A 25877-nucleotide genomic window follows, 5' to 3' on the forward strand; every position below is an offset into this window, starting at 1 on the left:
CTGCACATGGATTCCCTATGGCCACGGATCGGGTTCAGGAGACACCTCACCACCGCCGTCATACCGGGCGAGGCGACCTATCTGGTCTCCGAACAGGGTGTCACCGCGATCGAGGGCGACGCAGTAGCAGCCATCGCCCCTCTACTGGACGGCAGCCGGGACCTGCCCGCCCTTGTGCGGGACACCCAGGGAATGCTGTCGCCCACCGAACTCGGCAGTCTCCTGGGGAAGCTGACGCAGGCGAATCTGGTCACCGGGTATGCCGCGCCGCAAACCGAATCGACGGACCAGGACGCATCGGCGTACTGGGAAGCCGCCGGTCTGGAGGCGACGCTTGCCGGAAGAGCGCTGACCGAGGGCCGGGTCCGATTGCTGGACCTGGATGACGTCGGCGGGCCGACCGCCCAGGACGCCTTTTTCACCGCCGGGGTCGCGCTGAGCGGCCCCGGCGGCTGTGATCTGACGGTCGTCCTGTGCGACGACTATCTCCTGCCTCAGCTGCATGACATCGACAAGGAACAGCGCCGCAGCGGACGTCCCTGGCTGCTCGCCAAACCACATGGCGTCGAACCATGGATCGGGCCGGTGTTCCAGCCGGGCGAAGGGGCCTGCTGGAGCTGTATGGCCTACCGGCTCAAGCACCACCGCCAGCCGGAACAGCTCGTCGGGCAGGCGCTCGGCATGTCGTCGCCGCCAACGCCGCCACGCGCGACCATCGCCGCGAGCCGCTCGCTGGCCCTGCAGGCGATCGCTGTGGAAGCCGCCAAGTGGGTTGCCGGCTACCGCGACAAGAGCCAGCTGGCCATACGAGTTCTGGACACTCTTCAGCTCGCCATCCGGGCACATCCGGTCGGTCAGCGGCCGCAATGCCCCGAATGCGGCGACCCGCGGCTCGTCGGGGACCGCGTGCAGCAGCCCATCACCCTCACCTCGCGGCCCAAGAAGACCTTCAGCGGAAACGGCCACCGGGCCCTGACGGCCGAACAGGTCATGGAACGCTACGAGCACCTGGTCGGCACGGTCACCGGAGTGGTCAGCTCGCTGCACCGCGCGCCCGGCGGTCCCGACTTCCTCAACGCGTACCACTCAGGGCCCAATCCGGCGTGGACCGCGCGCAGTCTCGCGGCGTTCCGCTCCGGATTGCGCAGCCAGAGCGGTGGCAAGGGGGTCACCGCTCTGGATGCGAAGGTCGGCGCGCTCTGCGAAGCGGTGGAACGTTACTCCGCAACGATGCACGGGGACGAGCCGCGGATCCGCGCCAGTCTCAGGGAGCTGGCCGGGGAGGCGATCCACCCCAATGAGTGCCAGCTGTACCACGAGCGGCAGTACACGGACCGACTGCAGTGGAACGCCGTACAGCCACCGTTCCAGTACATCTGCGACCCGTTCGACGAGAAGGCGGCCGTCGACTGGACGCCGGTCTGGTCGGTCACCCACGGCAGGCACCGGATGGTGCCGACCGGGATGCTCTACTTCGCCCCACCGCCCGTCAAGGGCCCCTGCTTCACCGTGGCCGACTCCAATGGCAACGCCGCGGGCAGCAGCCTCGAAGACGCCATCCTGCAAGGCTTTTTCGAGCTCGTCGAGCGGGACTCGGTCGCGCTGTGGTGGTACAACCGCACCTCACAGCCGGCAGTGGACCTGGACTCGTTCCCCGACCCGTGGATCGACGGGATGCGCGCCGAGTACTCCTTGCTCAAACGGGAGTTCTGGGTGCTCGACCTCACCTCCGACCTGGGCATTCCATCGATGGCCGCTATCTCGCGCCGGACCGACAAGCCGGAGGAGGACATCATGTTCGGCTTCGGCTGCCACTTCGATCCCGATATCGCACTCCGGCGCGCACTCACCGAGATGAATCAGCTGCTGCCCGCCGTACTGGAGGCGCCTGCCGAGGACGACTTCGCCCTCCTCGACTGGTGCACCCGCCGCACTCTTGCCAATCAGCCCTATCTGGGCCCCGATCCAAAGGTCCCGGCGAAGCGCCGTGCCGAGTACGGCTACACCCTGCGCCCGGACCTCCTGGACGACGTCCATGCCGCGGAGCAACTGGTCCGCGCACACGGCATGGAGCTGCTGGTCCTCGATCAGACCCGGCCGGATCTGGAGCTCCCGGCAGTGAAGGTTCTGGTACCCGGATTGCGCCACTTCTGGACACGCTTCGGTCCCGGCAGGCTCTATGACGTACCCGTGCGTCTGGGGCGGCGCACCACGCCGATTCCCTACGAGGAGCTCAATCCGATACCGCTGTTTGTCTAGTAATGACAGTCACGGCCCCGTTGCACTCGCCTAGGATCTGAAACCACGCTACGCGGTGCAACGGGGGGTCACATGTTTGACGTGAATCGAACCCAGGAGAGACAACACTTGCACAGCGCAGACCACCGCGATCCAGCCATGTACGGTCGCGATGGAGGGGATGCGGGACTGGCTCCCAAGATCGCCCTGGGCATCCTGCTGGTTGCTCTCGGCGGCGTGCTGGCCGCTGCGACCCTGCATCTGCTCACCGTGCAGCAGAGCTTGTTCCAACTCATCGCGGGCGCGCTGGCCCTGCTCGGGATGTTCGCGTGCCAGGTGGTGCTCTCGGCACCCCGCCGGGTACGGCTCAAGCGCAGACAGCAGTACTGGATCCTGGTCATCCAACTGGCGCTGAGCTATCCGCCGATCCTGCTGATGGGTACCGCCTGGGTGGGGATCACCGGCTTTCTCACCGGATCACTGCTGCTCGTCCTGCGCTCACCGTGGTCATGGGTGTGCGCAGGACTCACCGTCGCCACCACCATGGGCCTGACGACTACCTGGTCCGGCAGGGCCTACCTCGACGCCACGTACATCGGCGTCTCCACCATCACGACCGCGAGTCTGGTCTACGGACTGACCTCGCTCTCCGAGATGGTGCTCAAACTGCGCAGCGCGCAACAGGAGATCGCCCGGCTCGCGGTGGAACAGGAGCGGCTGCGCTTCGCCCGCGATCTGCACGATCTGCTGGGATACAGCCTCTCGGCGATCACACTCCGCAGCGAGCTGACCCTGCGGCTGGTCGATCAGCATCCGGCGCGGGCCCGCGAAGAGCTCTCCACCGTGCTGGAGATCTCCCGTCAGGCGCTCGCCGACACCCGGCAGGTCGCCCGCAGCTATCGGGACATGTCGTTCTGCGCGGAACTCGCCTCCGCCCGCTCGGTGTTCAGCGCGGCAGGCATCGGCATCGAGGTCGACTCCACACTGATGGACCTGCCCGACCGGGTGGGCACGGTGCTGGCGACCGTACTGCGGGAGGGGATCACCAATATCCTGCGGCACAGCACGGTCCGCCGCTGCCGCATCTCGGCACGGGATATGGGCAATGGCACGGTGGTGCTGCATGTGAGGAACGACGGGGTCGCCCGCAGCTCCGGCGATCCGGCCGCGTACGACGGCAGCGGAATCGGCAATCTCTCCACCCGTGTCAGCGCGATCGGCGGTGAACTCACCGCCGGTGTACGGGCGGACGGCTGCTTCCATCTGGAGGCGAAGGTGCCGCTGGACTGCGGGGAGAGCCGGAGGGCGCACCGGCCGACCCTGGTCCTCATGGACAAGCAGATCATCTAGGGCGGGCGCTCAGAGCCAGCCCTGCTCCCGGGCGATGCGGATCGCGTCGACGCGGTTGCGCGCGCCCAGTTTGGTGACGACCGTCGTCAGATAGTTCCGTACGGTCCCCACGGTCAGATACAGCCGTCCCGCGATGTCGGGCGCCTCGGCCCCGCCCGCGGCCATCCGCAGCACCTCGGTCTCCCGGGCGGTGAGGGGGTTGTCCCTGGCCGCCCAGGCGTCGAGGGCGAGCTGCGGGTCTATCACCCGCTCACCCGAGGACACCCGCCTGATCGCGTCGGCGAGTTGGCTCGGCGGCGCGTCCTTGAGGATGAACCCGGACACCTGGGCCTCCAGCGCCCGGCGCAGATTGCCGGGTCGGCCGAGTCCGGTGAGGATCAAGGTGCGGCAGGACGGCTGTTTGGCATGGACCTCGGCGGCGGCGGACAGCCCGTCGATACCCGGCAGATCGATGTCGAGCACCGCCACATGGGGATGGTGCTGCAGCACCGCGGGCAGAATGTCACGTCCCGTTCCGACCTCCGCCACTATCTGTATGTCGGCCTCGAGGTTGAGCAGGGCGACCAGTGCTCCCCGCACCATGTGCATGTCCTCGGCAAGGACCACTCTGATCATGTGCGATGCATCCCGCAGCACTCGGCCTCCCCCAACCCGCCGTCAGCGAAGGCTGAGGATACCTCTCCGACCCGTCCTGAACACCCGCTCGAGCACATCCCGAGTACCAGGTCGGACGGTGTGGTCATGCCTCAGGACTCCGCGGTGCGCAGCTACCCGCCCCCTCGTCACTCGGCGACCGACCTTCCGGAGGAGTACGCGCGGCTGCGCAGCGACGCCCCGGTGTCCGACGTCGTCATGCCCAGTGGCGACGGAGCGTATCTGTTCAGCCGCTACGACGATGTACGTACTGTCCTCTCCGACGCCCGGTGCAGCAGAGCGGCCACGGTGCTTCCCGAGTCGCCGAAGCTCACAGCCGTCCCGTTCGACGCGGGCGGTCTCTTCACCATGGACCCGCCGGAGCACACCAGGCTGCGCTCCCTCGTCTCGAGTGCCTTTACGGCGCGCCGGGTTGACCTGCTGCGGCCCCGCATCCAGGAGCTGGCGGACGGCCTGCTGGAGCGGATGGCGGATCAGGGTGGCCCGGTCGACTTCAACGAGGCCTTCGCCTTCCCCTATCCCGTTGCCGTGATCTGCGAGTTGCTGGGTGTGCCCTTCGCCGACCGGGAGCTGTTCCGGGGCTGGTCGGACGCGGTCCTCTCGCTCACCGCGCACACGCCCGAGCAGATGCTGGAGCGCAAGCTGGCGCTCGTCACCTATCTGCAGCACCTCGTGGCCGAGAAGCGGCAGCAGCCCGGCGACGACCTGCTCAGCGCGCTCGTCCAGGTACGGGACGAGGACGGCCCGCTGACCGAGCACGAGCTGATCACCATGGCGATGACGCTGCTGATCGCCGGGCACGAGACGACGGTGGGGGTGCTGGGCACTTCGGTGTTCACGCTGCTGCGGCACAGCGGCGGCATGGGTCTGGTGCCCGCGTCGCCGGAGCCGGCGGCCACGCTCGTGGAGGAGTTGCTGCGGATCAATCCCATCGGGGACGGCGGTCCGCTCAGGGTCACCACGGCCGAGATCGAGGTGGCCGGCACGACCGTGCCCGCGGGCAGCGCGGTCATCGGAGCGATCTGCTCCGCCAATCGGGACGAGAGCCGGTTCCCGGACGCGGACCGCTTCGATCCGGGCCGCCGGGACGCTCCGCATCTGGCCTTCGGACACGGCCCGCACTATTGCCTGGGCGCACCGCTGGCACGGGCCGAGCTGCAGATCGCCCTCGGCTCGCTGGCCCGCCGCTTCCCCTCGCTGCGACTTGCCGTGCCGGTGGAGGAGGTCCGGATGCACACCGGGCTGCTGGTCAACCGGCTGGAGTCGCTGCCGGTGAACTGGGGCTGAGAAACAAGGAGTTCAGTACCGCAGACCGTCGGGCCTACGGGGCCCGTACCCGAAGGCGCGGTCGACGGCGATATGGCCCAGCCAGCCGAGCCCGGCGACCGCGAAACGCCGGCTGCGTGTGAGGGCCGCGAGCGTGAGCAGCGCGGCGGGTACGGCGGGCGAGTGCAGCACGTTGTAGGGGCGTACGGCGTAGGAGGGCAGGCGCTCGAAGGCGGGCGCGGCCGCGATGCCGTAGAGCAGGGCGATGTCGGGGAGCACGGCGGTCGTCCGGAGCACCCGGCTGCGGGCCCCGCCGAGGCGCGCGCCCGCGACGAGCGCGGCCACGCCGACGACGCCGCTGAGGGTCCGCCCCGCGGGGGCGTGGTAGGTCCAGCCGGAGCGTTCCCCGCCCCTTCCCCCAACTGGGGGCAAGCCCCCAGGCCCCCGGACGACCTTCGGGCGTGTCCTCAATCGCCGGACGGGCCGACTTTCCCGCCCGACGGGCGGGAAAATCCAGCCTCGCCGGCGTTTGAGGCGCGGGGCCCGGGGCGGAGCCCCAGTTCGCCTGCCGCGGGCGTCGTTCATACAGCCAGCCGTCCTCTCCGGCTCAGCAGGCGCTGCGCCCCGCCCACCGCCCCGAGGAGCGCACGGCGCACCGGACGCGCCCCGACCGTACGAAGCGCCGCGCGCAGCAACGCGACCCGTACCCGGGCAAGCTCCGCGGGCGCGCCGTGCTCGTCGTCGAGCAGCAGCACCTCCCGCCGGGCCGTGCGCTTGCACAGCAGCGCGGCCGTCTCGGCGAGCGGCACGATGTCGTCGCGCAGCGCGGCCGCGTAGGTGACCGGGATGTCCAACCGTCTCAACTCGTCCTCGGACAGCGCCCATTCACGCACGGCGTCGAGGACGTCATCCGGCTTGCAGCCGATGAGATGGGCGAGCGTGAGCACAGTCGTGTCGGGGACCTGGCGCTGCCACTCCCGGTCGAGGAAGAAGTGACGCAGCGGTGCGCCCACGGTGGCGACCCCGCGCACCCGCTCGTCGACGAGGGCTGCGCGCAGTGCCAGATGGCCGCCGAAGCTCAGCGCGATGGCGCACGTCCGCCGCACCTCGGCCCGGTCCGCCACCGCGTCGAGCACCGCGCTGAGCATGCGATGGCTGTCCGCGCGGTACGGCAGCGTGTTCTCACCGACGCCCGGCATCTCGGTGACTGCCAGGGCCACGCCGAGCGCGTCGGCGCGCGCCAGGATCGGCGCCCACTGTTCCTTGACGCTGACGATGCCGCCCATGACGACGATCAGCGGACGGGGCCGGGTGGCGGAGAGTCCGGCCGTCCAGCAGGCGAACCTGCCCTCGGACAGGGCGATGTCGATACGGTCCAGGCCGGGGCGCGTCCGGCGCCACTGGTCGAAGGACTGGACGCACAGCAGCTGCGCGCGACGGCGTACGACATCGTCGGCGGCGGCGTACGGGAAGCGGGCGAGGCCGTAGTGGCGGCAGGCCTCCAGCCATTTGCCGCGGCCGGCCAGCCGGTCCCCCGCGCGGGTCCAGACGGCCGGCCAGGAGTCGCGCCCCGCTCCGTGCGCGGTCGCCACCTCGGCCAGCAGCCGGCGGCAGTGGGCGGGTGCGAGGCCCTGTGCGCGGGCGTGCAGCAGCACATGGCGCCGCAACTCCTGCAGCGACAGCGAGGGCCCGTGCGGATCGTTCATGTCCGCTGCTCCGTCCGGCGCAGGACGGCAGCGGGCTCGGGCCGCTGACCGGGAAAGTACGCCGGTGCGAGCACCCGGCGCTGGAGGGCGGGGCTCGCGTTCATCGTCCGGTACACGGTGCGCCGCAGCGCCGCCGCAGGCCGCGCGGAGATGCTGAACATCCGCTCCTGGCGCAGCTGCAGCCCCCGGGAGCGCCGGACCGCGCCCTCCCTGGCCTGCTGGAAGGCGAGCACGGCGGCGGCGAGGGCGGCCGGGCGGCCGCTGCGGGGCGCACCGAGGGCATCGGCGAGCAGCGGAGCGAGTGCGAATGCGTCGGCCAGAGCGTGGTTGACGCCCTGGCCGAGTACGGGCGAGAGAGTGTGCGCGGCATCGCCGATCAGTACGACTCCGGGCGCCGACCAGCGCCGTACATCGGTGGTGAAGATGTCCAGCAGAGTGGTGTCGGACCAGCCGCGTATGCCGTCGACAGCCTCCTTCTCGAGCTCGGGCGCGAGCTCCGCGAGCCGCGCGTGCAGCTGCCCGAGGCCGCCCGAACGCAGTTCGCGCAGACCGCACTTGGGGATGTTGAGGCCCACCCGCAGAGTGCCGTCGGTGCTGGGCAGGAAGAGTCCGTGGCGGCCCGAGCTGATCCGTACCCGGTAGGCGCGCCGGTCCCAGGCGGCCGGGAACGGCAGCTTCATCCAGATCACGTCCCGTTCCAGCGGCGTGCGCTTCGCGGCGTGGTCGAGGCCGGAGAGCCGGCGTACGGAGCTGTAGCGGCCGTCCGCGCCGACGGTGATCTCGGCCCGTATCTCCATCAGCCCGTCGGGCGTCCTGGCGCACACACCGCGCACCGCGCCGCCGTCCAGCAGCAGCTCGGCCGCCGAGGCCGGTTCGACGACGGTACAGCCGCCTTGCTCCGCGGCCGCCTCGGCCAGCGCGGACAGCAGTACGGGCTGGGCCAGCTCCACCGGATGGCGATAGGCGTACGGGAAGGTCTCGAACCGTACGTCGAGGACACGGGCGCCTCCGTCGGCGATCTCCAGCCGGGTCACCTCGTGCGTGTGCTCCCGCACGCGTTCCAGCACGTCCAGGCCGGCCAGCAGGCGCACCCCGTCGGGGGAGACGGATTCGCCGCGGAAGACGCGTGCTCCGCCCGTGCGCTGTTCCAGCAGGACCACCCGGCGCCCGAGGCGTACCAGCGCGAGAGCGAGAGCGCGGCCCCCGGGGCCGCCACCCACCACACAGACCTCTGTCGTGATCGTCATGCCGATGACTCGTCCTGTCCGGTGTTCGCCAGCGCCTCCAGAAGGCCGGCGTCGAGCATGGTGGAGGCCGCGGTGTCGCTGGTGTCCCCGAAGCCCGCGTCGAACAGCGCCACGCTCACCGTGTACCGGCGGTCCACCAGGCAGGTGTGGAAGGTCCATTCGTCGCCGGTCCCCCGCGATCCGTCCGGTCTCAGGACCTGCACCCTGCGCTCCTGGGGCCCGAAGCCGAACTCGGTGAAACGGAACCGCATGCCCTGTCCGATCGCTTTGCTGTACGCCTCCTTCAGCGTCCACAGCCGTACCAGCGCGCCGTTGCGCCGCTCGTCGGCGATCTGCGCGAGGGCCGTGCGCTCGTGCGGCGTACACACCTGGTTCTCGGTGCCGAGTCCGAGCATCGGCCGGTCCCTGAGCTCGGCGTCCACGCCGATCCAGCCCCGGCGGGTCAGCCCGACCAGGAGCAGCGTGTCGGTGTGGCTGAGGCTGATGTCGATCTGGTCGAGGCCGCGCAGATAGGGGCGTCCGCCCGGCTTGTAGGCGAGTTCGACACTCTGTGGTGAGGCCTCGATGACCGCGCACGCGACATGTTTGAGCAGCAGCCTGGACGCCACGAAACGGGACCGGATCTGATAGTGCGTCATGGCGGAGAAGCGCGCGTAGTCGCGGCCCAGCAGCGGGCGCAGCTCCGGCGCGTCCAGGTCGGCCGGCAGCCAGTCGTCCAGCTGGGCGTGGACCACCACGCTGCCGTACTCCCGTACCGCGTCACGGACTTGCTCCCAGGGGCCCTCGGGGCCGGTCACCCGCACGGGCCGCGCGAATCCCTGCTCCGTCGCGGGGTTCGCCACGGGTCCCGGAAAGATCACCATGCCAGCCCTCCAACCGCTTCACCACTCCGTCGAGTACGTCCGCCGCGGCAGCTCCGTCGAGCACTCTGTGATCGAAGGTCAGGCCGAGGCGCATGACCGGCGCTGCCGCCACCCGGCCACCACGCACCACGGCACGGTCGGCCACCCGTCCCGCGCAGAAGGTGACCGCCGTGCCGCCGTAGGAGTGGAAGATGTCGACAGCGCGGTGCCCGAGCGAGCTCACCGCGAAGGTCCCGAGCCGCTGGGCCCTGGTGCCCGGACTCCGTACTCCGAGCCGGAACACCAACTCCCCGACGGGCGGCGGCAGCTGGTTCAGCAGCCGCACCGCGGCGGCACCGGGAAGGTCGTGCGGGTCGCTCTCGCGGCACAGGTCCACCAAATCCTGGATCTCCGTCAGTGACGCCACGTCCATGCGCGGCAGTACGGCGGTGAGCACCACGCGCTCGCCGCCTTCGATCCTGCGGTCGAGGGCGAGTTTGGCCGCCACGTCCGGCAGCGGCGCGGTGCGCGGCCACAGAACGCCCCGCGCGATCGCGCGGGCCTCGGGATGCCGGGCGACGACCCGCCCGGCGGCGTACAGCAGATAACTCACCACCGAGTACCGCAGGTCCGCCCGGCGCGCCGCCGCGCGGTGCTCCTCGACGCGGGTCATGTCGACATCGGCGCCCAGATGCACGGGGGCCGCCGCCCGTGCCCAGTTCAGGTAGTAGCGCGTATGGCGCCTCGCCCGGTCACCGGACACGCTCATGTCCCCACCGCTACGGTCCAGATCTCGCCCAGGCTGCGCGCCTCGAGCAGTTCGGCTACCGGCACCGGCCTGCCCAGCTCCCGCTCCAGCAGGCTGACCAGACGCAGCAGACTCACCGAGTCCCAGCAGGGCAGCTCGGTCAGCTCACGTTCCGCGTCGGCCGGCTCGAGATCGGTGCCCAGGTGTTCGTTGGCGAGAGAGATCAGATCGACGACGGTGTGCATGACTCCACCTCCTGGGCCAGGTCGTGCGTGAGGCGCAGCCGCAGCCGCACATGGGACGGGACCGGCGGCAGCTCCTCCAGAGCGTGCAGGTAGCGGACCTCGCCACTGCTCTCGTGCGTGGTCCGGAAGCCGTGCGCGGGACAGAAAGCGCGCTGCGCCTCGTTGGCCACGGTCGGCCGCCACGCTGCGTGTACGGCGGGCAGGTGGGCCTCGCGGGCCGCGTGCAGCAGCCCGGCCAGAACGGCGTTCTCGATCCCGCGACCGAGCACCCGGCAGCTGACGACCATGTTCTCCAGATGCAGTCCCGCGCCGTCCGTGCGGGCGAACACCGCGCCGACCACTCCGTCGTCGCCGAAGCGGTCGATGGCCCGTACCGCGAGCACGAGCGCGTCCGGGTCCTGCGCGATGCGCTGGATCTGTGCGCCGGTCAGCCGTTCCCCGGTGAGGTTGAAGCGGTTGGTCCGCAGGCTCAACTGGGCGATTCTTGCGGTCTCATGACTGGCGGCGGGGCCGGCGTCGACCTCGATGTCCAGGTTCTTCAGGAAGCTCTCGTAGTCCTTCGACGCGGCCCGCCTGCGCTCGCGCTGTTCGCGTTCCCGGTAGCGGGCGGCCCGGCCGCGGTCCTCCTCGGTGACGGAGGGTACGTCGAACCAGGCGTCGGCCAGCAGGCGTTCGGTGTGGTGGGCGGGCTCGCCGTCCAGGGGCACGACGGCAGCGCCGGGCACTCCTGCCCGTACGACCTCCCGCTCGAAGTGGCTGTCGTCGGCGAAGACCACGGCGGACGGCGAGATGCCCAGGTCCGACGCGATCCTGCGGACGCCTTCGGCCTTGGAGCCCCAGTCGGCGACGATGCTGACGAAGTCATCGGTGCTCAGCGGCCAGTCGGGGTGGGCCGCCAGGGCGCGGGCCACCGGCACCGGATCGTTTTTGCTGCACACGGCGAGCAGTACGCCCTGGGAGGCGAGCTGTTCGACGGTACGTCTGAAGCCGGCGAACGCGCCCGCGCGCAGCGAGTCCGCGGCCCGTACCTTCTCGGGGCCGTCCTCGGCGAGTATCCCGTCCCACAGCGTGCCGTCGAGGTCGAGCACCAGGCACTTCTTGGCGTCGCCGCGCTGCGCCCGGGCGAGGTGCGCGGCCTCGCGGGCGTATCCGGCGAGCAGCTCGGCGGTGCAGTGCGCGTCGGCGTACGCGCCCAGGCGCGGATCGTCGGCGCGCACTCCGGCGGCGGTCAGCGGTTCCAGGTCGAGTACGGCCACACCCGCCGCCGGGTCGGTCATCCGCAGCAGGTCGGCATTGAACTCGCGCCAGATGGCTCCCAGTTCGGCGCGTTGTGCGAGTCCGGTGAGCTGGTGGGTGAAGCGCCGCAGCAGCGGCACGGTGTTCAGTACCAAGGTCGCGCCGGCCGGGGCGTGTGCCGCGTGGGCGCCGCCGAGTTCGGCCAGCAGCAGCCGCTGCCGCTCGGCCTCGAGGGCCGTGTCGTACGGCTGCCAGGGCGGCCGCACCCGGTCCCAGACGGTGAGCGGGTCCAGTACGCACAGGGTGAGGTCCGGCTCGTGTGCGTACAGTCCGGAGGCCGGGTCGGCCAGGTCCTGGACATAGCCGCCGCTGCCGCCCGCGTACGGGATCAGCAGCAGTCCGTGCCGGGCCAGCTGGGCGGTGAGCGCGGGGACGAGCCCGGCCGTGGTGGAGCGACCCGTCACCGCGATCCGTACCGACGGGGTGCCGGGGTGGGCCGCGAGCACCTCCGAGGGGTCCAATCGGGCGAGCAGCCGCCCCGCGAGGTCGAGTTCACCGTCGTCGAGCCGGGCGAGCAGCTCGGGGATCCGGGCGTACGCGTCGACGAGCCGGCCCGCCGAGTGCAGCGCCCGGAATTCCTGCTGTGCTCCGCCCCGCGCTCTCATCCCGTCGCCTCCACTGCGAAGCCGGACTTGATCCATTTACTGGACTCGATCGCGATGCCGACCGCGCGCCCCCCTGCCGCCAGCCGTGGCAGGAGCCGCTCCAGCTGGAGGAAGACCAGCGCGTTCCCGTTGTTTCCGGTCTCCGCGACACAGGAGACCTCCTCCCACTCGAGGCCCTGCCTCAGACCCCTCGTGATCCGCTCGGTCATCCGACCGCTGAGCTGTGGCGGAAGGACATGGCCGAGGGACTCGGCGGGCCAGCCGAGCGTGTCGAGCAGGGTGTCGAGCATCTCCTGGGCCATGACCGGCACCCGGGCCTCGACGGCCTTGTAGTCCTCCGTGACGGCGGGCCGGCCGGAGTGGCGGTCCGCCTGCCCGAACCACTCGACGCGCTGGCCCGGCGCGCTGCCGAGACCGCTGAGCCGGTGGTCGGCCCTGCTGAGCACGGCACGGGCGGTGCCGGGTGCACGGCTGAGGGCGACGGCTCCCGCGCCGTCGCCGAACAGCACATAGTTGACCAGCTGGGAGGGCGGCATCTCCCGGAAGTCCTGGCGCAGATCGAGGTGTTTGCTGCAGACGTCGCCTCCGATCACCAGGCCGACCGGTCTTTGGCCGCGTGCCCCGCCCGCGAGGAGTGACGAGGCGAGCGCCATCGCCTGGACGGCGCCCGAGCAGCCGGACTGGAGCTGGTACACGGGCACCCCGTCGATGCCGAGCCGATCGGCCACCAGCGCGGCCGTGGTCGGCATCAGGGCGTCCGGGGTCGCGGTGGCGAGGACGATGAACGCCACGTCGTCGGGGTCGGCCCCGGCGTCGGCGAGCGCCCGGTCGGCGGCGTCGGTGCACAGGTCCTCGAGGGTCCAGTGGACCGTTCCGCCGTCGAGGTCGAGCGCGAAGTGCCGGGTCCTGGTGCCGATGAATGTCTCCATCCACTCCGGGGCGATACCGAGGCGGCGGGACAGCGCGGCGTTGTCGACGGGCTCGCCGGGCAGGGCGGTGCCGACACCGGCCAGCAGGACCGGTCCGCCCAGGCCGCCGGACCGGCTCACCGCGCCACCGGACACGTTCACTCGGACTCACCTCGCGAGACCGGTCCGGCCCGCCCTGCCGACCCGCTCTTCGGCCGGGGGTCCGGGGGTTGTCCCCCGGGAAGACACAGCACCTGCTCGCCCAGATACCCGATGAGTGACTCGACGCTGACCAGGCTGGAGAGCATCTCCGGCATGGACAGTTCGCCGATCTCGGGGAAGCGGACCTCCAGCCGGTACTTGAGCTCCATCAGCATCACGGAGTCGAAGCCGAGGTCGTCGTAGAAGCGCAGGGCGTCGTCGAGTTCGTTCTGCCGGATGCCGCCGACCATGGCGACGGCCTCGTGCACGACCTGGCGTACGCGGTCGGGCGCGGCGCCGCCGGTGGCGGCGCGGGCGGGTGCGCCGGCCGGCTGCGGAGCCGGGCCCGTCGCCGTGAGCTGCTGCTGCCAGGAGCGCCATTCGGTGGAGAAGACATGGGCGGGCATCCGCACGGCCCGTTTCGCGGCGTCCGGGTAGAAGGCGTCCCAGGCGGGGTCGAGGCCGCCCTGGTGCAGGTGGGCGAGGAGTTCACCGAGCTCCCGCAGCCCGGAGTCCTCGTTGCGGCAGACGCCGATGGCAGGCACGTCACGGGCCGGCCCGATCCGCCGGATCAGATTGCTGAGCACCGGTTTGGGGCCGATCTCGACGATATGGGTGGGCGGCCGGTCGCAGAGGGAGGTGACAGCGCTCTCGAACCGTACGGTCGCCGAGATGTGCTCCGTCCAGTAGGCGGCGTCCAGTTCCTCGCCGGGCGCCAGCAGCCGGCCGCGTACTGTCGAGTGGAACGGCAGCCGGGGCCGGCCGCCGGGGATACGTGAGGCGACCCGCTCGAAGCGGCGCAGCATGGGTGTCATCAGTGGCGAGTGGAACGCATGCGAGACCCGCAGCGGCGTGCAGACAAGGCCCCGCTCCTCGAGCCGGGCGCGGATCCGGCTCAGAGCCGCAAGGTCGCCGGAGAGAACCGTGGCGCCGGGTCCGTTGAGTGCGCCGATGCCGACGGTGGGCTCGTCGGCGACAAGTGCGGCGGCCTCCGCGGGGCGAGCCCTGGTCGCCAGCATCCCGCCGCCCTCGGGCAGTTGCTGCATAAAGGCGCCCCGGACGGCCACGAGCCGTGCCGCGTCCGCCAGGTCGAGCGCCTCGGCGACGACGGCCGCGGCGAACTCGCCGATGCTGTGCCCGACGACCGCCGCCGGCCGCACGCCGAGCTCCATCAGCGTGCGGGACAGCGCGTACTGCACGGCGAAGAGAGCGGGCTGAGTGGTGCCGGTCCGGTGGATGGCAGGATCCCCGGCGAGGATCGACTCGTGGACGGGGGTGACGGTGTACGGCTGCAGGGCTTTGGACGCCTCCTCGAGGAAGGTCCGGTAGACGGCGGACTGCTCGTACAGCCGGGCGGTCATCCGCGGGTACTGGGCGCCCTGTCCGGTGAACGCGAAGGCCAGCAAGGGTTCTTCCGCGGCCGCTGCGGGTTCGGCGTATGCGGTCTCCAGCTCCGCCCCGGCGAACAGCCGGGAGGCGAGTTCCTCGGGTCCGTCGGCGGCGGTGGCGAAGCGGTACGGCAGTGCGGAGCGGGAGCGGTTGCTGGTCCAGCAGAGCGGGGCGAGTTCGGCGCCGGTGCGGCCCGCGACGTCGACTGCCTGGAGTCGCAGATTGCGGCGCAGGGCCCGCGGGGTGTCGGCGGACAGCGTGAACACGCCGACGCGCGGGCCGGGTTCGACGGCGGGTGCCGCCGGCTGCGGGGCCGTCGCGAGGACCACGTGGGCGTTGGTGCCGCCCATGCCGAAACTGGAGACGCCCGCCCGGCAGCCGTCGGCGGGCAGCGCGAGCGGCTCGTTGATCAGTTCCATGGAGCGGCGGGCCAGCCCGAGCCGCGGATTCTCCTGACCGCACCATGGACCGCCGGGCACGACTCCGTGCCGCAGCGACAGCACTGTCTTGATCAGTCCGGCGATCCCTGCCGCGCCCTCGGTGTGCCCGATCGCGCCCTTGACCGCGCCGATGGCCAGGGGCCACTCCCGTACGCCGTGTTCGTCGCGGAATACGTCGCCGAGCGACAGCACTTCGATCTGGTCGCCGAGCGGTGTGCCGGTGCCGTGCGCCTCGATGAAGCGGATCTCGTGGGGCGCGACCGCGGCCCGGCGGCAGGCGGTGGCGATCACCTCGCGCTGGGATGCGCGGTGCGGCGCCATGATGCCGTTGCTGCGGCCGTCCTGGTTGACGGCGCTGCCGAGGATGACCGCGTGGACGGGGTCGCCGTCGCGTACCGCGTCCTCGAGCAGGCGCAGCGCCACCACGCCCACGCCCTCGCCGCGCCCGATGCCGTTGGCGGCTTCGGAGAACGGCTTGCACCGACCGTCGGGAGCGGCGAGCCCGGCCTGGGCGTAGATCTCGTCGAGGACCGAGCCGACGACGATATTGACGCCGCCGGCGAGCGCCAGGTCGCACTCGCCGGAGCGCAGGGCGGTGCAGGCGAGGTGCACGGCGACCAGGGAGGAGGAGCACGCGGTGTCCACGGTGAGGCTGGGGCCGCGCAGATCGAGCTGGTAGGCGATGCGGTTGGCGAGCATGGAGCGGCCGCTGCCGGTGCCGGTCCTCGGGGTGACCCCGTCGGGCGAGGCGAGGCTGAGCCGCATCCAGTCGTCGGACATGGAGCCCACATAGGTGCCCACCGAGCCGCCCGCCAGGCGCGTCGGGGAGATTCCGGCGTCCTCGACGGCCCGCCAGGAGCATTCGAGCAGCAGCCGTTGCTGCGGATCCATGGCTTTCGCGTCGGCGGTGGGCACGGCGAAGAAGGAACGGTCGAAGGCGTCGGCGTCGGTCAGGAAGCCACCGGGCACGGCCGAGGGGCCGCGTGACGCGGGACGTTCGCCGATGGCGTGCGCCCCGCTCAGCAGCAGCTTCCAGTACGCCTCCGGTCCTGGCGCGCCGGGGAATCTGCAGTCCAGACCCACCACCGCGACCGGGTGCCGGGACGGGCCTGATGAACGGCCCATGGTCACACCTCCCGATGCTCGCCGCCGGCCTTCGTGAACTCCTCGGCAAGGTGACGGGCCAGATCGTCGGCCGTGGGGTGGTCCCAGGCGACGGTCGGTTCGAGGAAGAGACCGAACTCCTCCTCGATGTCCCCGTAGAGGCTGAGCGCCGCCACCGAGTCCAGCCCGTACTCCGCGAAGGGTGTGCGCGGGCGGATCTCCTCGGCGGGGCGCTGCAGATACTCGCTCAGCCGGGTGATCAGCCAGTTGCGGAAGTCGCGTTCGTCGAACTCGGCCACAGGCTTGGTCGACCAGGGACCCGGGGCTTCTCCCCCGGTGGAATGCAGCGCCATCTGATGCTCCTCAACAACGTGTCTGCGGTCAGCCGGCGATCGGGGTGTCGTACAGGTCGTAACTGCGTGCTTCGTGATAGCGGTTCAGGACCTCGTGGAGCAGCTGGTCGTCCCAGCCGTCCGGGAGCCGGGGCAGCGGATGGCCGAGCCGCTTCACCAGCCGGGTGAGCGCGGCGGCGAGCCAGGCGGGCGAGGCGAGGAACGGGTCGTCGTCCGGGTCCTGGTGCAGCCATACGCCGAGGCAGGCCGCGCCGGCCAGCAGCAGCGTGTAGCGGTCCGCGATGGCGTACGCCTTGGGGCTGGCCAGGACGGTGCGGTCCTTCGGTGACATGTCCCGGCATTCGGCCTGGAGGCTGCGCAGTTCGTCCTCGAGCGCCGCGGCCAGGGCGGTGAGCGCCTCGGTGTACTCGCCGGCCCGGGAGCCGGCGGCGCCCGCGATGATCTCCGCCGCGCCTTCCAGCGAGCCGACGAGCGCATCGCTTCCGGCGACCAGTACCAGCCTGGACGGGTCGAGCGGCGGGAGTCCGTCGCGGACCCGGAACAGCCCCTCGGGTGCCTGCTTTCCGGAGAACCAGGCGGTGCGGGCGAGCCTCGGCAGCTGCGGAATGATCGTGGCCTGGCAGGCTGCGGTGCCCGCGTGACCGAGGCTGATCATGGGCAGATCGCGCACATGCTTCTGGAAGCCTCCATAAGCCCCGTCGCGTACATAGAAGTTGGCGCCGAGGACGATGGACAGGTCGTAGGCGGTCTCGGTGAGCAGCTTGGGCAGCAGATACTTCACGGCGGCCGCGTAGATGCTGGTGGCCTCCGGGACCAGATGTACGGCACGGGTGGCGGTCAGCGCCAGGCAGTCGCTGATCAGCAGATCGGTGAAGGCGCCGACGACGGTGGCGCGGGCGTGCGGGATCTCCAGCACGGAGCGGTGGTAGAGCTTGCGGTCCAGTGCGAAGCCGACCGCGGTGCGCAGTGCCGTGTCACCGCCGCCGAGGATCATGGATGGCAGCACGCTACGGGTGATCTGGAAGGAGCGCAGGGCCAGTTCGACTCCGTCGCCGAGCCTGCCGACCAGCGCGTCGGCGGGCAGCGGGCAGTCGGTGAACTCCACGCCCGCGTTCTGGCAGCCGCGTACGCCGACGGTCTCGTACCGCGGCAGATAGCGGTAGCCGTCGGCGGGTACGGCGGCCTTGTCGACGAGGAGCACGGAGTGGCTGCGGCTGCCGACGGTCTCCTCGGTGCGGCTGAACAGCACCAGCGCTTCGGCCCGTTCGACGTTGTTGATGACGTGTTTGGCGCCGGACATCACAAAGCCGTCGTCGGTCGGCGTGGCCCGGAACTCATTGCGTACGAAGTCGTTGCCGTGCGCGAGTTCGTGGTACGCGATGGCCAGCCGACCGCCGCCGAGCAGCAGATCGGCGACCTTCCGCTGCTGTTCGGGGGTGCCGGCCGCCCAGACCGCGATCGCCGCGAGGAAGGTGGTGGCGCCGTAGCCGAGTCCCAGGCTGGCGTCCCTGCGGAAGACTCCGCGCAGCACCCGGCCGAGCGTGTCGATCCGCTCCAGCCTGCCGCCGAGCTCCGTCGGTACGAATTCGGCGTTGAGCCGGAACTCCGCCAGGGCCTGCTCGGCCTCGGCGAGCAGTTCGCCGCGCTCGTCGGCGGCGAGCAGCGCGGCCAGGCCGAGCGGGTTGCCGGGATCTCCGGGGTCGCCGAGGCGCCTCTCCAGGTCGGCGACGCGCTGCTGGATGAGGACTTCTTCCGCGTTCGGGGTCAGCATGGCGGTCCTTCTGCGATACGGCCTGGCAGCAGCGAGAAGAGGTCTCCGGCTTCGTACTGTGCGGTCAGCCGGCCGAGCAACCGCTCGAACAGCGACTCCAGTCCGGCGTCGTAGGCCGCGGGCCGCCGTGGCTGCGGGCCCGTGATCCCTGGGACAGCCTGCTCGAGGCGGTCCACGAGCCGGGCCAGTACGGCTTCGAGCCAGAGGCCCGACGTCCACAGCCCGGCGGTGCGCACCTCGCGTGCGAGGCGCCGGTTGTGCTGCCATACGCCGAGGCAGCAGGCGGCGGCGAAGCAGATGCTGTAGCCGCGCGCCAGGTCGAAGCTCTCGACCGGTGCGCCGCCGGGCACGGGGCGTGCGGCCCGCATCCTGGTGTGCAGTTCGGCCGCTGCCCGCGCCAGCGTGTGGGCGAGCACGGCGGCCCGGCCGAGCTCGGGCTCCCGCGACGCCTGCGCGCCGAGCACCTCCGCGGTCTTCGGCAGCGATCCGAGTACGGTGCTGCCGCGCCGCGCGAGCAGGCTGAGCCGGCCGGGGCGCAGCCCGTGCAGCTCGCGGGCGTAGCAGAAGGTGGCGGCGACGGTGTCCGGGTCGCGGTCGTGGACGGGGTGGCGGCGGGCCAGGGTGCGGAACTGGGCTGTGAGGGCATAGAGGTTGACCATGGTGTTGCCGTCGAAGATCCCGACGATGCGGTGGTCGCGCTCCAGCTTCTGGAACCGGCCGTGTGCGTAGTAGTCGGTGAGGAAGGCGCGTGCACCGAGCACCCCGCGCAGCCGGTTCAGGATGTCGTCGGCCACGGTCGGCACCAGATACTTGGCCACCGCGGAAGTGACGCTGAGCTCGTCGGGCAGAGTGTGGATGGAACGTGCGGCGACGGTGCTCAGGGCTTCCATCGCGAGCATATCGGCGTAGGTCTCGGCCAGCGTCCGGCGGGCCGCGGGGAGGTCGAGCAGCTTGCGTCCGTACAGCTCGCGCCCGGCGGCGAAGCCGTAGGCGACACGCAGTCCGTGGTCGGCCGCGCCGAGCGAGAGTGCGGTGCACAGCGAGCGGGTGATCTGCAGGGCCTTGAGTACGGTCTCGGGGCCTTCGCCCTCGCGGCCGACCAGGCCGCAGGCGTCGACGGGCGCCCGGTCGAAGGCGATGCCGCTGATGTCCGCGCCGCGGATGCCGAGGGTGTGCACCTTCGGCAGGGTGCGGTAGGTGTCGTCCGGCAGTTCGTCCTTGTCGACGAGCAGCAGGCTGAAGCCGCGCGGGCCGCCCTCGGCGGCGGTGCGGGCGAGGAGGCAGACGAGCCGGCCCCGGGTGGCGTTGTTGATGAGCCACTTCTCGCCGCTGATGAGGTAGCCGCCGTCGGTGTGTTCCGCGACGACCTCGCCGGCCATCAGATCGCTGCCGTGGGTGCGTTCGGTGAGTCCGAGGGAGACCGGTTCACCGGCCCGTACCAGGGAGGCGAGGCGTTCGGCTCCGGCGCGGTCCTCGGCGACCCAGACGCAGACGGCGCCGAGGAACGTCTTGCCGTGTCCGATGGCGGTGGTCAGATCGCGGCGGGCGATGGTGCGCACGATTTCGAGCAGTTGCGGGAAGCCGGTGAGTGAACCGCCGTACTCCGCGGGGATGTAGTAGTGGTGGACGCCGAGGGCGCTCAGCAGTTCGCAGGCGGCTGCAGGGAACTCCTCGGCGGCGTCGTCGCTCGCGGCGCGGGCGTAGGAGAGCGGACCCGCGGCATTGGGGTCGCCGAGCCGCCGGTCCAGCTGTTCCGCGAGCTGCCAGCGCAGGCCGGGGGCCGTGTCGGATTCCGCGGCGGGCACGGCGGCCGAAGCGTCCTCGGCGGCCAAGGCGTCCTCGGTCCGTAGCGCCTCGGCGGCCAAGTCGTCCTCGGTCCGTACGGCCTCGGCCCGTACCGCCTCCGCCGGTTCGGTGATCGCCGTCATCCGCCGGTCCCGTCGGGGCCGTCCTGGCCGCCGCTCACCGAGACCAGCTCGCGGACCTCCGGGTGCAGCACTTCGTGCAGCGGCTGGATCCGTCCGTCGAGGAACAGCTGCCGCATGGCGGTGCGCTGGAGTTTGCCGCTGGTGGTGCGGCGTACGGTGCCGGGGCGGACCAGCAGTACGTTCTCGGCCGCGACCTCGAACTCCTTGGACACACACATCCGTACCGCGGCGGAGAGCGAGGCCAGTTCGGCCTCGAAGCCGGATCCGGTGCGCACTTCCTGGACGACGACGACATGGTCCCGGTCGGACTCGACGGCGAAGGCGGCGCTGGAGCCGAAGAGGGCGCTCACTCGCTGGACGCTGCGCTCGATGTCCTGCGGGTAGAGGTTGCGGCCCGCCACGATCATGATGTCCTTCATCCGCCCGGTGATGTAGAGCTCGTCGCCGTCCATGGCGCCGAGGTCTCCGGTGCGCAGATAGCCCTCGTCGCCGTCCTCGGTGGTGGCCTTGAAGGCGTGGGCATTCTCCAGCGGGCGGTTCCAGTAGCCGCGGGCGACGCTCTCGCCGCGCAACCAGACCTCGCCCACCTCGCCGGCGGGCAGCTTTCTGCAGTTCGCGGGGTCGACTATGGCCACCTCGCACTGCTGCGGCCTGCCCGAGCTGACCAGTGTCCTGGCCGGCCGGCCCGCCGCGGCGGGACTCAGCCGGTGGTGTTCGAGGTCGACGGCGTCCACGATCCGGGAGTTGGCCGTTCGCCCGGGTTCCCCACCTGTGACCAGCAGGGTGGACTCGGCGAGTCCGTAGCAGGGGTAGAAGGCCTCCTTGCGGAAGCCGGCGGGTGCGAAGCGCTCGGCGAAGGCCTCCATGGTCTCGGCCCGTACCGGCTCCGCGCCGTTGACGGCCGTCTCCCAGCGGGAGAGGTCGAGCTGCTCCATCTGGTCGTCCTTGATGCGGCGCAGGCACAGGTCGTACGCCAGGTTGGGGCCGCCGCCGGTGGTGATGCCGTACTGGTCCACCATCTGCAGCCAGCGCAGCGGGCGCTTCACAAAGGTCATCGGCGGCATCAGCACTCCGGCGCTGCCGAGCCACAGCGGGTGCAGCAGATGCCCGACGAGTCCCATGTCGTGGTGGAACGGCAGCCAGCCGCCCACCCGGGAGTCACGGGTCGTCCGCATGGCCTGCTGGATGGCGCGCTGATTGGCAAGCAGATTGCGGTGGGTGACCATGACGCCCTTGGGATCGCTCACCGATCCCGAGGTGTACTGCAGGAAGGCCACATCGTCGGGGTACAGGCCGGGCTCCTGCCAGGCGCCGGGGTCGCCGACCTCCGCGCGGTCGGTGGCCAGGCACGCGACCTCGGGGTGGCCGATGTTGGCCAGCAGCTGGGAGACGGTCGACGCCATCGCGGCGTCGGTCAGGATGTAGCTGACGGAGGCGTCGCGGACGATGTTGGCAACCCGTTCGACGTTCTGCCGCGATCCGACGGGCGCCGGTGCGGGCACGGCCACGGCCCCGGCGTAGAGACAGCCGAGGAAGCTGCTCATGAATTCCCGTACGCCGCTCTGGAGGATAAGCACCCGGTGGCCGTGCGATCCGTGTTCCTGGAGCCAGGAGGCCAGGCGTTTCGCCTTTTCGCCGAGCTCGCCATAGCTGAGCACATCGGATTCCAGCTCTCCCTGCTGATTCGCGCGGACGCAGAAATAGGCCTCCTGGCGCGCGAGTTCCGATGCTCTGTGCAACGCGAGTTCGGTGAAGTTCCGGTGTGCAGCCATCTTTTCCCCCAGAGCCGCGTACTTATGGCCAGAGCTTGGGAAATGCGTCTCAAGGCCGCCTTGAAGGCGGCTCAATCTGATCGAAGAGACTGAGATATTCCTGGCTGTCTTCTCGGGGGAAACTGTCTCGCGGCATGATTTCCTCATGGTTGACGCCCGGGATCCACACCCAGTACATCCCGTAGGCGATCAGTGCCCGGCCCATCGGACGCAGCACATTGACGAGGATGAAACTTCTAAATGACGACATGGCCACTCTCCTCTGCGCGGAAATGCAAGTGCAGTACGACCATGCGCCGGGCCGGTCGACTCTCGCTCTAGGCGCGGGCCGCGGACCTGCGCTCAGGACAGCCGCAGAGCCGTGTCGATCAGCGGCACATGGCTGAAGGCCTGGGGGAAGTTCCCCACCAGCCGGCCGCGCCGGGTGTCCCACTCCTCGGCCAGCAGACCGAGATCCGTACGCAGCGCCAGCAGCCGTTCGAACAGTTGGCGTGCCTCGGACCTGCGGCCGATCATCGCCAGATCGTGCGCGAGCCAGAAGGAGCAGGCCAGGAAGACGCCTTCGCCGCCGGGCAGTCCGTCTCCGCCGAGCGTGTCCGAACCGCCCCCGGGTACCGGATAGCGGCGTACGAAGCCGTCGTCGCACAGCTCCCGCTGCACGGCTTCGATGGTGCCGACCACACGCGGGTCGTCGGGCGGCAGAAAGCCCATCTGCGGGATGAGCAGTAGCGAAGCGTCCAGTTCGCTGGAGCCGTAGTACTGCGTGAAGGTGTTGCGCTCGGGGTCGTAGCCGTGGGCGCAGACGTCGCGGTGTATCTCGTCGCGCAGCGCTCGCCAGCGCTGCACCGGGCTCTCCAGTGGCAGCCTCGACAGTCTGCGTACGGTGCGGTCCGCGGCGACCCAGGTCATCACCTTGGAGTGGACGAAGTCGCGGCGTGGGCCGCGCACTTCCCAGATGCCCTCGTCCGGCTCCCGCCAGTTGGACTCGAGGTGGTTCATCAGCTTCATCTGGAGGATGTGGGTGCTGTCGTCGCGGGAGAGTCCCGAGGTCTGGCCCAGCCAGAGGGCGTCCACGACCTCTCCGTACACATCGAGCTGGAGCTGGTTGGCGGCACCGTTGCCGATGCGAACCGGTCCTGACTTCTCGTAGCCGGGCAGCCACGGGAGTTCGGCCTCCGGCAATTCGCGCTCGCCCGCGACTCCGTACATGATCTGGAGGTTCTGCGCGTCCCCGGCCACGGCCCGCAGCAGCCACTCCCGCCAGCGGCGGGCCTCCTCGCGGTAGCCGGTGCGCAGCAGGGCGGTGAGGGTCATGGCGGCGTCGCGCAGCCAGGCGTAGCGGTAGTCCCAGTTGCGTACGCCGCCGATCTCCTCGGGCAGGGAGGTGGTGGGCGCGGCGACGATTCCGCCGGTCGGGGCGTAGGTGAGCGCCTTGAGGGTGATCAGCGAGCGGACCACGGCCTCGCGCCAGGGTCCCGAGTAGCTGCACTGGCCGGTCCAGCGGGACCAGAAGTTCTCGGTGTCGGTGAGGAGTTGGGCGGCGTCGGGCCGGGACGGCGCGTCGCCGTGGGAGGGCTGCCAGCTCAGGGTGAGGGTGACTCGCTCGCCCGCGCCGACGCTGAAGGCGGCGTGGGTGGTCAGATCGCTGCCATAGGTGCCGACGTCCGCGTCGAGCCAGAGCGCGTCCGGGCCGGCCACGGCGACGAGCCGGTCCCGGCCGCCGGGTCCGTGCTCGCGCTGCACCCACGGGACGATCCGGCCGTAGCTGAAGCGCATCCGCAGTGCGGAACTCATGCGGACCCGGCCTGAGACGCCCTCCACTATTCGTACGAGACACGGTGCGGCATCCGGCCTACCGCGGCCCGCGCCCCTGGGCGGCATGAAGTCAATCAGCCGAACCGTTCCTTCCGGCGTGTCCCACTCCGATTCCAGGACAAGTGAGTCACCGCGGTAGCGGCGACGGGTGGCGGCGCCCGCGCCGTCTGCGGGCCCCACGGGCGCCAGCCGCCAGAAGCCGTGGTCCTCGGTGCCGAGCAGCCCGGCGAAGACCGCGGGCGAGTCGAAGCGCGGCAGACAGAACCAGTCCACCGATCCGTCCCTGGCGATCAGGGCGGCGGTCTGCATGTCCCCGATCAGTGCATAGTCCTCGATGAGCGCAGCCACACGAACTCCCGGAACACCGTCGCAGCCGTCTTCCGGAGGCGGACCCCCGTCTCCCCCGCGGAACGCAGGGGATTCGGGCACGTTACGCGTGACACCTCAAGTCTCGGCTGGCCGCTGAATCAGCGCTGGGGAGCGGGGAATGCCACCGGGCTGCGCAGCCCGGCCCGGTTCACGGCGCGGACGCCGAAGAAGACGTTGTCCTTGGAGAGATCGACCGCGTGGCTGGTCGTGTCACCGGCCGGGACGATATGAGTCCACTCGGGCGCGGTGGTTTCGCGCCACACCACTTCGTAGCCGGCGAGATCGGCTTCGCTGCCGCGCTGCCACACCAGCTCGGTCGCGTTGGTCAGCGCGCTGGTGAGGATCTTCGCTCCCTTGGGGGTGCCGGGCGCCTGGGCGAGGGTCCACAGGGCGGCGCCGTTGACCTTGGCCACGCGCGCGATGTAGCCGAAGTCGCAGAACTCCGGCAGATCGCCGTACTGCTTGCCGTCGACCACCTTCACATCCTGGTGCTGGTGCGCGAAATCCTCGGCGGGCTCGGTGAACCGGGCCGCGGGAAAGCCGCGTTCGAGGTAGGGGATGTGGTCGCCGCCACGCAGATAGCGGTCGCGGCGGTAGACGACGCGGACGTGCATACCGGTGGCGTCGTTGTCGGCCACATCGCGTACGAAGCGGGCGAGCTGGCGGGACGGGGAGTCGCTCTCGCCCCCCACCGAGCGGCGGGTCGCGGCCTGTTCGGGGGTCTCGGAGGTGGGGACTCCCTCGGCGAACAGCCGGATGGTGTACGGATCCCGGGCCCCGTCGTCGGCCGTGGGGCTGCCCACGATGTCGTCGGTGAACATGCCCTGGAGGTCCACGCCGGCCGTCTTGAAGGTCTGCGCCATGTGGGCCGCGCCGAACAGGCCCTGCTCCTCGCCGGCGACGGCCGCGAAGACGATGGTCGCGGCGGGGCGGCGGGTGGCCATGACCCGGGCGAGCTCCATGGCGACGGCGACCCCGGAGGCGTCGTCGTCGGCGCCGGGCGCGTCGCTGGTTGCGTCCATGACGTCGGTGGCGCGTGAGTCGTAGTGCCCGGAGACGACATAGACACGGTCGGGGGCGGCGGAGCCGCGCAGGGTCGCGACGATGTTGGTGATACGGGTCGCCACGGGGATACGCGGCACCGGCTCCTGGATGTACGACTGCAGCTCGACCGTCATCCGGCCGCCGCTGCCCGTGGCGTACCGCTTCAGCTCGGCGAGGATCCAGTCGCGGGCCGCGCCGATCCCGCGCTTCGGGTCGTCCTGGCTGGAGAGGGTGTGCCGGGTGCCGAAGGAGGCGAGCTTGCGCACCGTCGCCTCGATACGGTCCCGGTCGATCTCCCGCAGGAGCGCGCGCAGTTCGCGGGAGGGGAGCTGGGCGGTGGCGGGGCGGTCCCGGTCGGGGGTGCGCGCCGCGGCGGCCGCGGGCGGTGCGCCGACGCCGGTCAGCGCCGCGCCGAGCGCGGCGGTTCCGGCCGCGGCCGACAGAACCGTTCTCCGGCCGGTGCCAAGGGGGTTGGTGGGGCCGCCTGCGTTTCCTGAGGTCTGCTGCGACATGAGCTCATGGTCATGGACGTGCCAACCACTGACAAGGGTGAGGGGGCCGCTGCCACCGGCGTCGGCCCCCGGTC

20 protein-coding genes are annotated in these 25877 nt (G+C 70.9%); 3 read left to right on the forward strand and 17 right to left on the reverse strand.

The genetic code is table 11. From position 1 onward, the window contains the following. Window positions 1-6: 6 nt before the first annotated feature. The gene (locus ACFYXH_RS28625) at window positions 7-2259 is read left to right on the forward strand and encodes a TOMM precursor leader peptide-binding protein (protein WP_389568718.1); all 2253 of its coding nucleotides are present in this window, start codon (window positions 7-9) and stop codon (window positions 2257-2259) included. Between the two features lie 138 nt (window positions 2260-2397). After that, window positions 2398-3588, forward strand: coding sequence for a sensor histidine kinase (locus ACFYXH_RS28630; protein WP_389568720.1), 1191 nt, complete (start codon window positions 2398-2400; stop codon window positions 3586-3588). 9 nt (window positions 3589-3597) lie between these two features. Here the strand turns inward: ACFYXH_RS28630 and ACFYXH_RS28635 are convergent, their stop codons facing one another. Further along, window positions 3598-4203, reverse strand: a complete 606-nt coding sequence (locus ACFYXH_RS28635) for a response regulator transcription factor (protein WP_327327139.1) — start codon at window positions 4201-4203, stop codon at window positions 3598-3600. A gap of 126 nt (window positions 4204-4329) precedes the next feature. Here ACFYXH_RS28635 and ACFYXH_RS28640 point away from each other — a divergent pair, with 126 nt between their 5' ends. After that, the gene (locus tag ACFYXH_RS28640; RefSeq protein ID WP_389568721.1) at window positions 4330-5529 is read left to right on the forward strand and encodes a cytochrome P450; all 1200 of its coding nucleotides are present in this window, start codon (window positions 4330-4332) and stop codon (window positions 5527-5529) included. A gap of 12 nt (window positions 5530-5541) precedes the next feature. Here ACFYXH_RS28640 and ACFYXH_RS28645 read toward each other — a convergent pair whose 3' ends face one another. The 16 genes from ACFYXH_RS28645 to ACFYXH_RS28720 form a co-directional block, all read right to left on the reverse strand. Continuing rightward, entirely contained in the window at window positions 5542-5940 is a 399-nt protein-coding gene (locus ACFYXH_RS28645; RefSeq protein ID WP_389568724.1) for a DUF4260 family protein, read from the reverse strand. Between the two features lie 149 nt (window positions 5941-6089). Continuing rightward, the gene (locus ACFYXH_RS28650; RefSeq protein ID WP_389568727.1) at window positions 6090-7214 is read right to left on the reverse strand and encodes an alpha/beta fold hydrolase; all 1125 of its coding nucleotides are present in this window, start codon (window positions 7212-7214) and stop codon (window positions 6090-6092) included. Beyond that, entirely contained in the window at window positions 7211-8461 is a 1251-nt protein-coding gene (locus ACFYXH_RS28655) for an FAD-dependent monooxygenase (protein WP_389568729.1), read from the reverse strand. The genes ACFYXH_RS28650 and ACFYXH_RS28655 overlap by 4 nt, the downstream gene beginning before the upstream one ends. After that, the gene (locus ACFYXH_RS28660; protein ID WP_389568731.1) at window positions 8458-9324 is read right to left on the reverse strand and encodes a 4'-phosphopantetheinyl transferase family protein; all 867 of its coding nucleotides are present in this window, start codon (window positions 9322-9324) and stop codon (window positions 8458-8460) included. The genes ACFYXH_RS28655 and ACFYXH_RS28660 overlap by 4 nt, the downstream gene beginning before the upstream one ends. After that, window positions 9221-10072 carry a 2-oxo acid dehydrogenase subunit E2 gene (locus tag ACFYXH_RS28665; RefSeq protein ID WP_389568734.1) on the reverse strand — a complete coding sequence of 284 codons (852 nt, stop codon included), beginning with the start codon at window positions 10070-10072 and terminating at the stop codon, window positions 9221-9223. The genes ACFYXH_RS28660 and ACFYXH_RS28665 overlap by 104 nt, the downstream gene beginning before the upstream one ends. Beyond that, a complete protein-coding gene (locus ACFYXH_RS28670) occupies window positions 10069-10296 on the reverse strand; it encodes a phosphopantetheine-binding protein (RefSeq protein WP_385306789.1) in 228 nt (75 codons plus the stop codon). Before ACFYXH_RS28670 ends, ACFYXH_RS28665 begins: the two co-directional genes overlap by 4 nt. Further along, window positions 10275-12197 (reverse strand): HAD-IIIC family phosphatase, encoded by a 1923-nt coding sequence (locus ACFYXH_RS28675; RefSeq protein ID WP_389568738.1) that lies wholly within the window; start codon window positions 12195-12197, stop codon window positions 10275-10277. The genes ACFYXH_RS28670 and ACFYXH_RS28675 overlap by 22 nt, the downstream gene beginning before the upstream one ends. Beyond that, entirely contained in the window at window positions 12194-13267 is a 1074-nt protein-coding gene (locus tag ACFYXH_RS28680; protein WP_389568741.1) for a 3-oxoacyl-ACP synthase III family protein, read from the reverse strand. Before ACFYXH_RS28680 ends, ACFYXH_RS28675 begins: the two co-directional genes overlap by 4 nt. Beyond that, window positions 13264-16260 carry a beta-ketoacyl synthase N-terminal-like domain-containing protein gene (locus tag ACFYXH_RS28685; RefSeq protein ID WP_389568744.1) on the reverse strand — a complete coding sequence of 999 codons (2997 nt, stop codon included), beginning with the start codon at window positions 16258-16260 and terminating at the stop codon, window positions 13264-13266. Before ACFYXH_RS28685 ends, ACFYXH_RS28680 begins: the two co-directional genes overlap by 4 nt. A gap of 2 nt (window positions 16261-16262) precedes the next feature. After that, a complete protein-coding gene (locus ACFYXH_RS28690) occupies window positions 16263-16592 on the reverse strand; it encodes an acyl carrier protein (RefSeq protein ID WP_389568747.1) in 330 nt (109 codons plus the stop codon). A gap of 28 nt (window positions 16593-16620) precedes the next feature. Further along, window positions 16621-18363 carry an acyl-CoA dehydrogenase gene (locus ACFYXH_RS28695; protein WP_389568750.1) on the reverse strand — a complete coding sequence of 581 codons (1743 nt, stop codon included), beginning with the start codon at window positions 18361-18363 and terminating at the stop codon, window positions 16621-16623. Beyond that, entirely contained in the window at window positions 18357-20291 is a 1935-nt protein-coding gene (locus tag ACFYXH_RS28700) for an acyl-CoA dehydrogenase family protein (RefSeq protein WP_389568752.1), read from the reverse strand. The genes ACFYXH_RS28695 and ACFYXH_RS28700 overlap by 7 nt, the downstream gene beginning before the upstream one ends. Then, window positions 20288-22063, reverse strand: a complete 1776-nt coding sequence (locus ACFYXH_RS28705; protein WP_389568753.1) for a fatty acyl-AMP ligase — start codon at window positions 22061-22063, stop codon at window positions 20288-20290. Before ACFYXH_RS28705 ends, ACFYXH_RS28700 begins: the two co-directional genes overlap by 4 nt. Window positions 22064-22112: 49 nt before the next feature. Further along, window positions 22113-22313: a hypothetical protein gene (locus ACFYXH_RS28710; protein ID WP_389568756.1), complete on the reverse strand. Its 201-nt coding sequence runs from the start codon at window positions 22311-22313 to the stop codon at window positions 22113-22115. 92 nt (window positions 22314-22405) lie between these two features. Further along, on the reverse strand, window positions 22406-24226 hold the full coding sequence (locus ACFYXH_RS28715) for a glycoside hydrolase family 15 protein (protein ID WP_389568759.1): 1821 nt from the start codon (window positions 24224-24226) through the stop codon (window positions 22406-22408). Window positions 24227-24345: 119 nt separating this feature from the next. Continuing rightward, window positions 24346-25803: a M20/M25/M40 family metallo-hydrolase gene (locus tag ACFYXH_RS28720; RefSeq protein ID WP_389568761.1), complete on the reverse strand. Its 1458-nt coding sequence runs from the start codon at window positions 25801-25803 to the stop codon at window positions 24346-24348. Window positions 25804-25877 lie beyond the last annotated feature (74 nt).

Origin of the sequence: Streptomyces sp. NPDC002730, assembly GCF_042888805.1 — a bacterium.
GTDB lineage: Bacteria > Actinomycetota > Actinomycetes > Streptomycetales > Streptomycetaceae > Streptomyces.

What these genes read in the sequence shown, in the direction of transcription:
- ACFYXH_RS28690 (WP_389568747.1), bottom strand. Translation starts at nt 16,592, where the DNA reads ATGGCGCTGCATTCCACCGGGGGAGAAGCCCCGGGTCCCTGGTCGACC.
- ACFYXH_RS28695 (WP_389568750.1), bottom strand. Translation starts at nt 18,363, where the DNA reads ATGCTGACCCCGAACGCGGAAGAAGTCCTCATCCAGCAGCGCGTCGCC.
- ACFYXH_RS28640 (WP_389568721.1), top strand. Translation starts at nt 4,330, where the DNA reads ATGCCTCAGGACTCCGCGGTGCGCAGCTACCCGCCCCCTCGTCACTCG.
- ACFYXH_RS28665 (WP_389568734.1), bottom strand. Translation starts at nt 10,072, where the DNA reads ATGAGCGTGTCCGGTGACCGGGCGAGGCGCCATACGCGCTACTACCTG.
- ACFYXH_RS28700 (WP_389568752.1), bottom strand. Translation starts at nt 20,291, where the DNA reads ATGACGGCGATCACCGAACCGGCGGAGGCGGTACGGGCCGAGGCCGTA.
- ACFYXH_RS28720 (WP_389568761.1), bottom strand. Translation starts at nt 25,803, where the DNA reads ATGTCGCAGCAGACCTCAGGAAACGCAGGCGGCCCCACCAACCCCCTT.
- ACFYXH_RS28685 (WP_389568744.1), bottom strand. Translation starts at nt 16,260, where the DNA reads ATGGGCCGTTCATCAGGCCCGTCCCGGCACCCGGTCGCGGTGGTGGGT.
- ACFYXH_RS28670 (WP_385306789.1), bottom strand. Translation starts at nt 10,296, where the DNA reads ATGCACACCGTCGTCGATCTGATCTCTCTCGCCAACGAACACCTGGGC.
- ACFYXH_RS28660 (WP_389568731.1), bottom strand. Translation starts at nt 9,324, where the DNA reads ATGGTGATCTTTCCGGGACCCGTGGCGAACCCCGCGACGGAGCAGGGA.
- ACFYXH_RS28625 (WP_389568718.1), top strand. Translation starts at nt 7, where the DNA reads ATGGATTCCCTATGGCCACGGATCGGGTTCAGGAGACACCTCACCACC.
- ACFYXH_RS28655 (WP_389568729.1), bottom strand. Translation starts at nt 8,461, where the DNA reads ATGACGATCACGACAGAGGTCTGTGTGGTGGGTGGCGGCCCCGGGGGC.
- ACFYXH_RS28650 (WP_389568727.1), bottom strand. Translation starts at nt 7,214, where the DNA reads ATGAACGATCCGCACGGGCCCTCGCTGTCGCTGCAGGAGTTGCGGCGC.
- ACFYXH_RS28675 (WP_389568738.1), bottom strand. Translation starts at nt 12,197, where the DNA reads ATGAGAGCGCGGGGCGGAGCACAGCAGGAATTCCGGGCGCTGCACTCG.
- ACFYXH_RS28635 (WP_327327139.1), bottom strand. Translation starts at nt 4,203, where the DNA reads ATGATCAGAGTGGTCCTTGCCGAGGACATGCACATGGTGCGGGGAGCA.
- ACFYXH_RS28705 (WP_389568753.1), bottom strand. Translation starts at nt 22,063, where the DNA reads ATGGCTGCACACCGGAACTTCACCGAACTCGCGTTGCACAGAGCATCG.
- ACFYXH_RS28710 (WP_389568756.1), bottom strand. Translation starts at nt 22,313, where the DNA reads ATGTCGTCATTTAGAAGTTTCATCCTCGTCAATGTGCTGCGTCCGATG.
- ACFYXH_RS28630 (WP_389568720.1), top strand. Translation starts at nt 2,398, where the DNA reads ATGTACGGTCGCGATGGAGGGGATGCGGGACTGGCTCCCAAGATCGCC.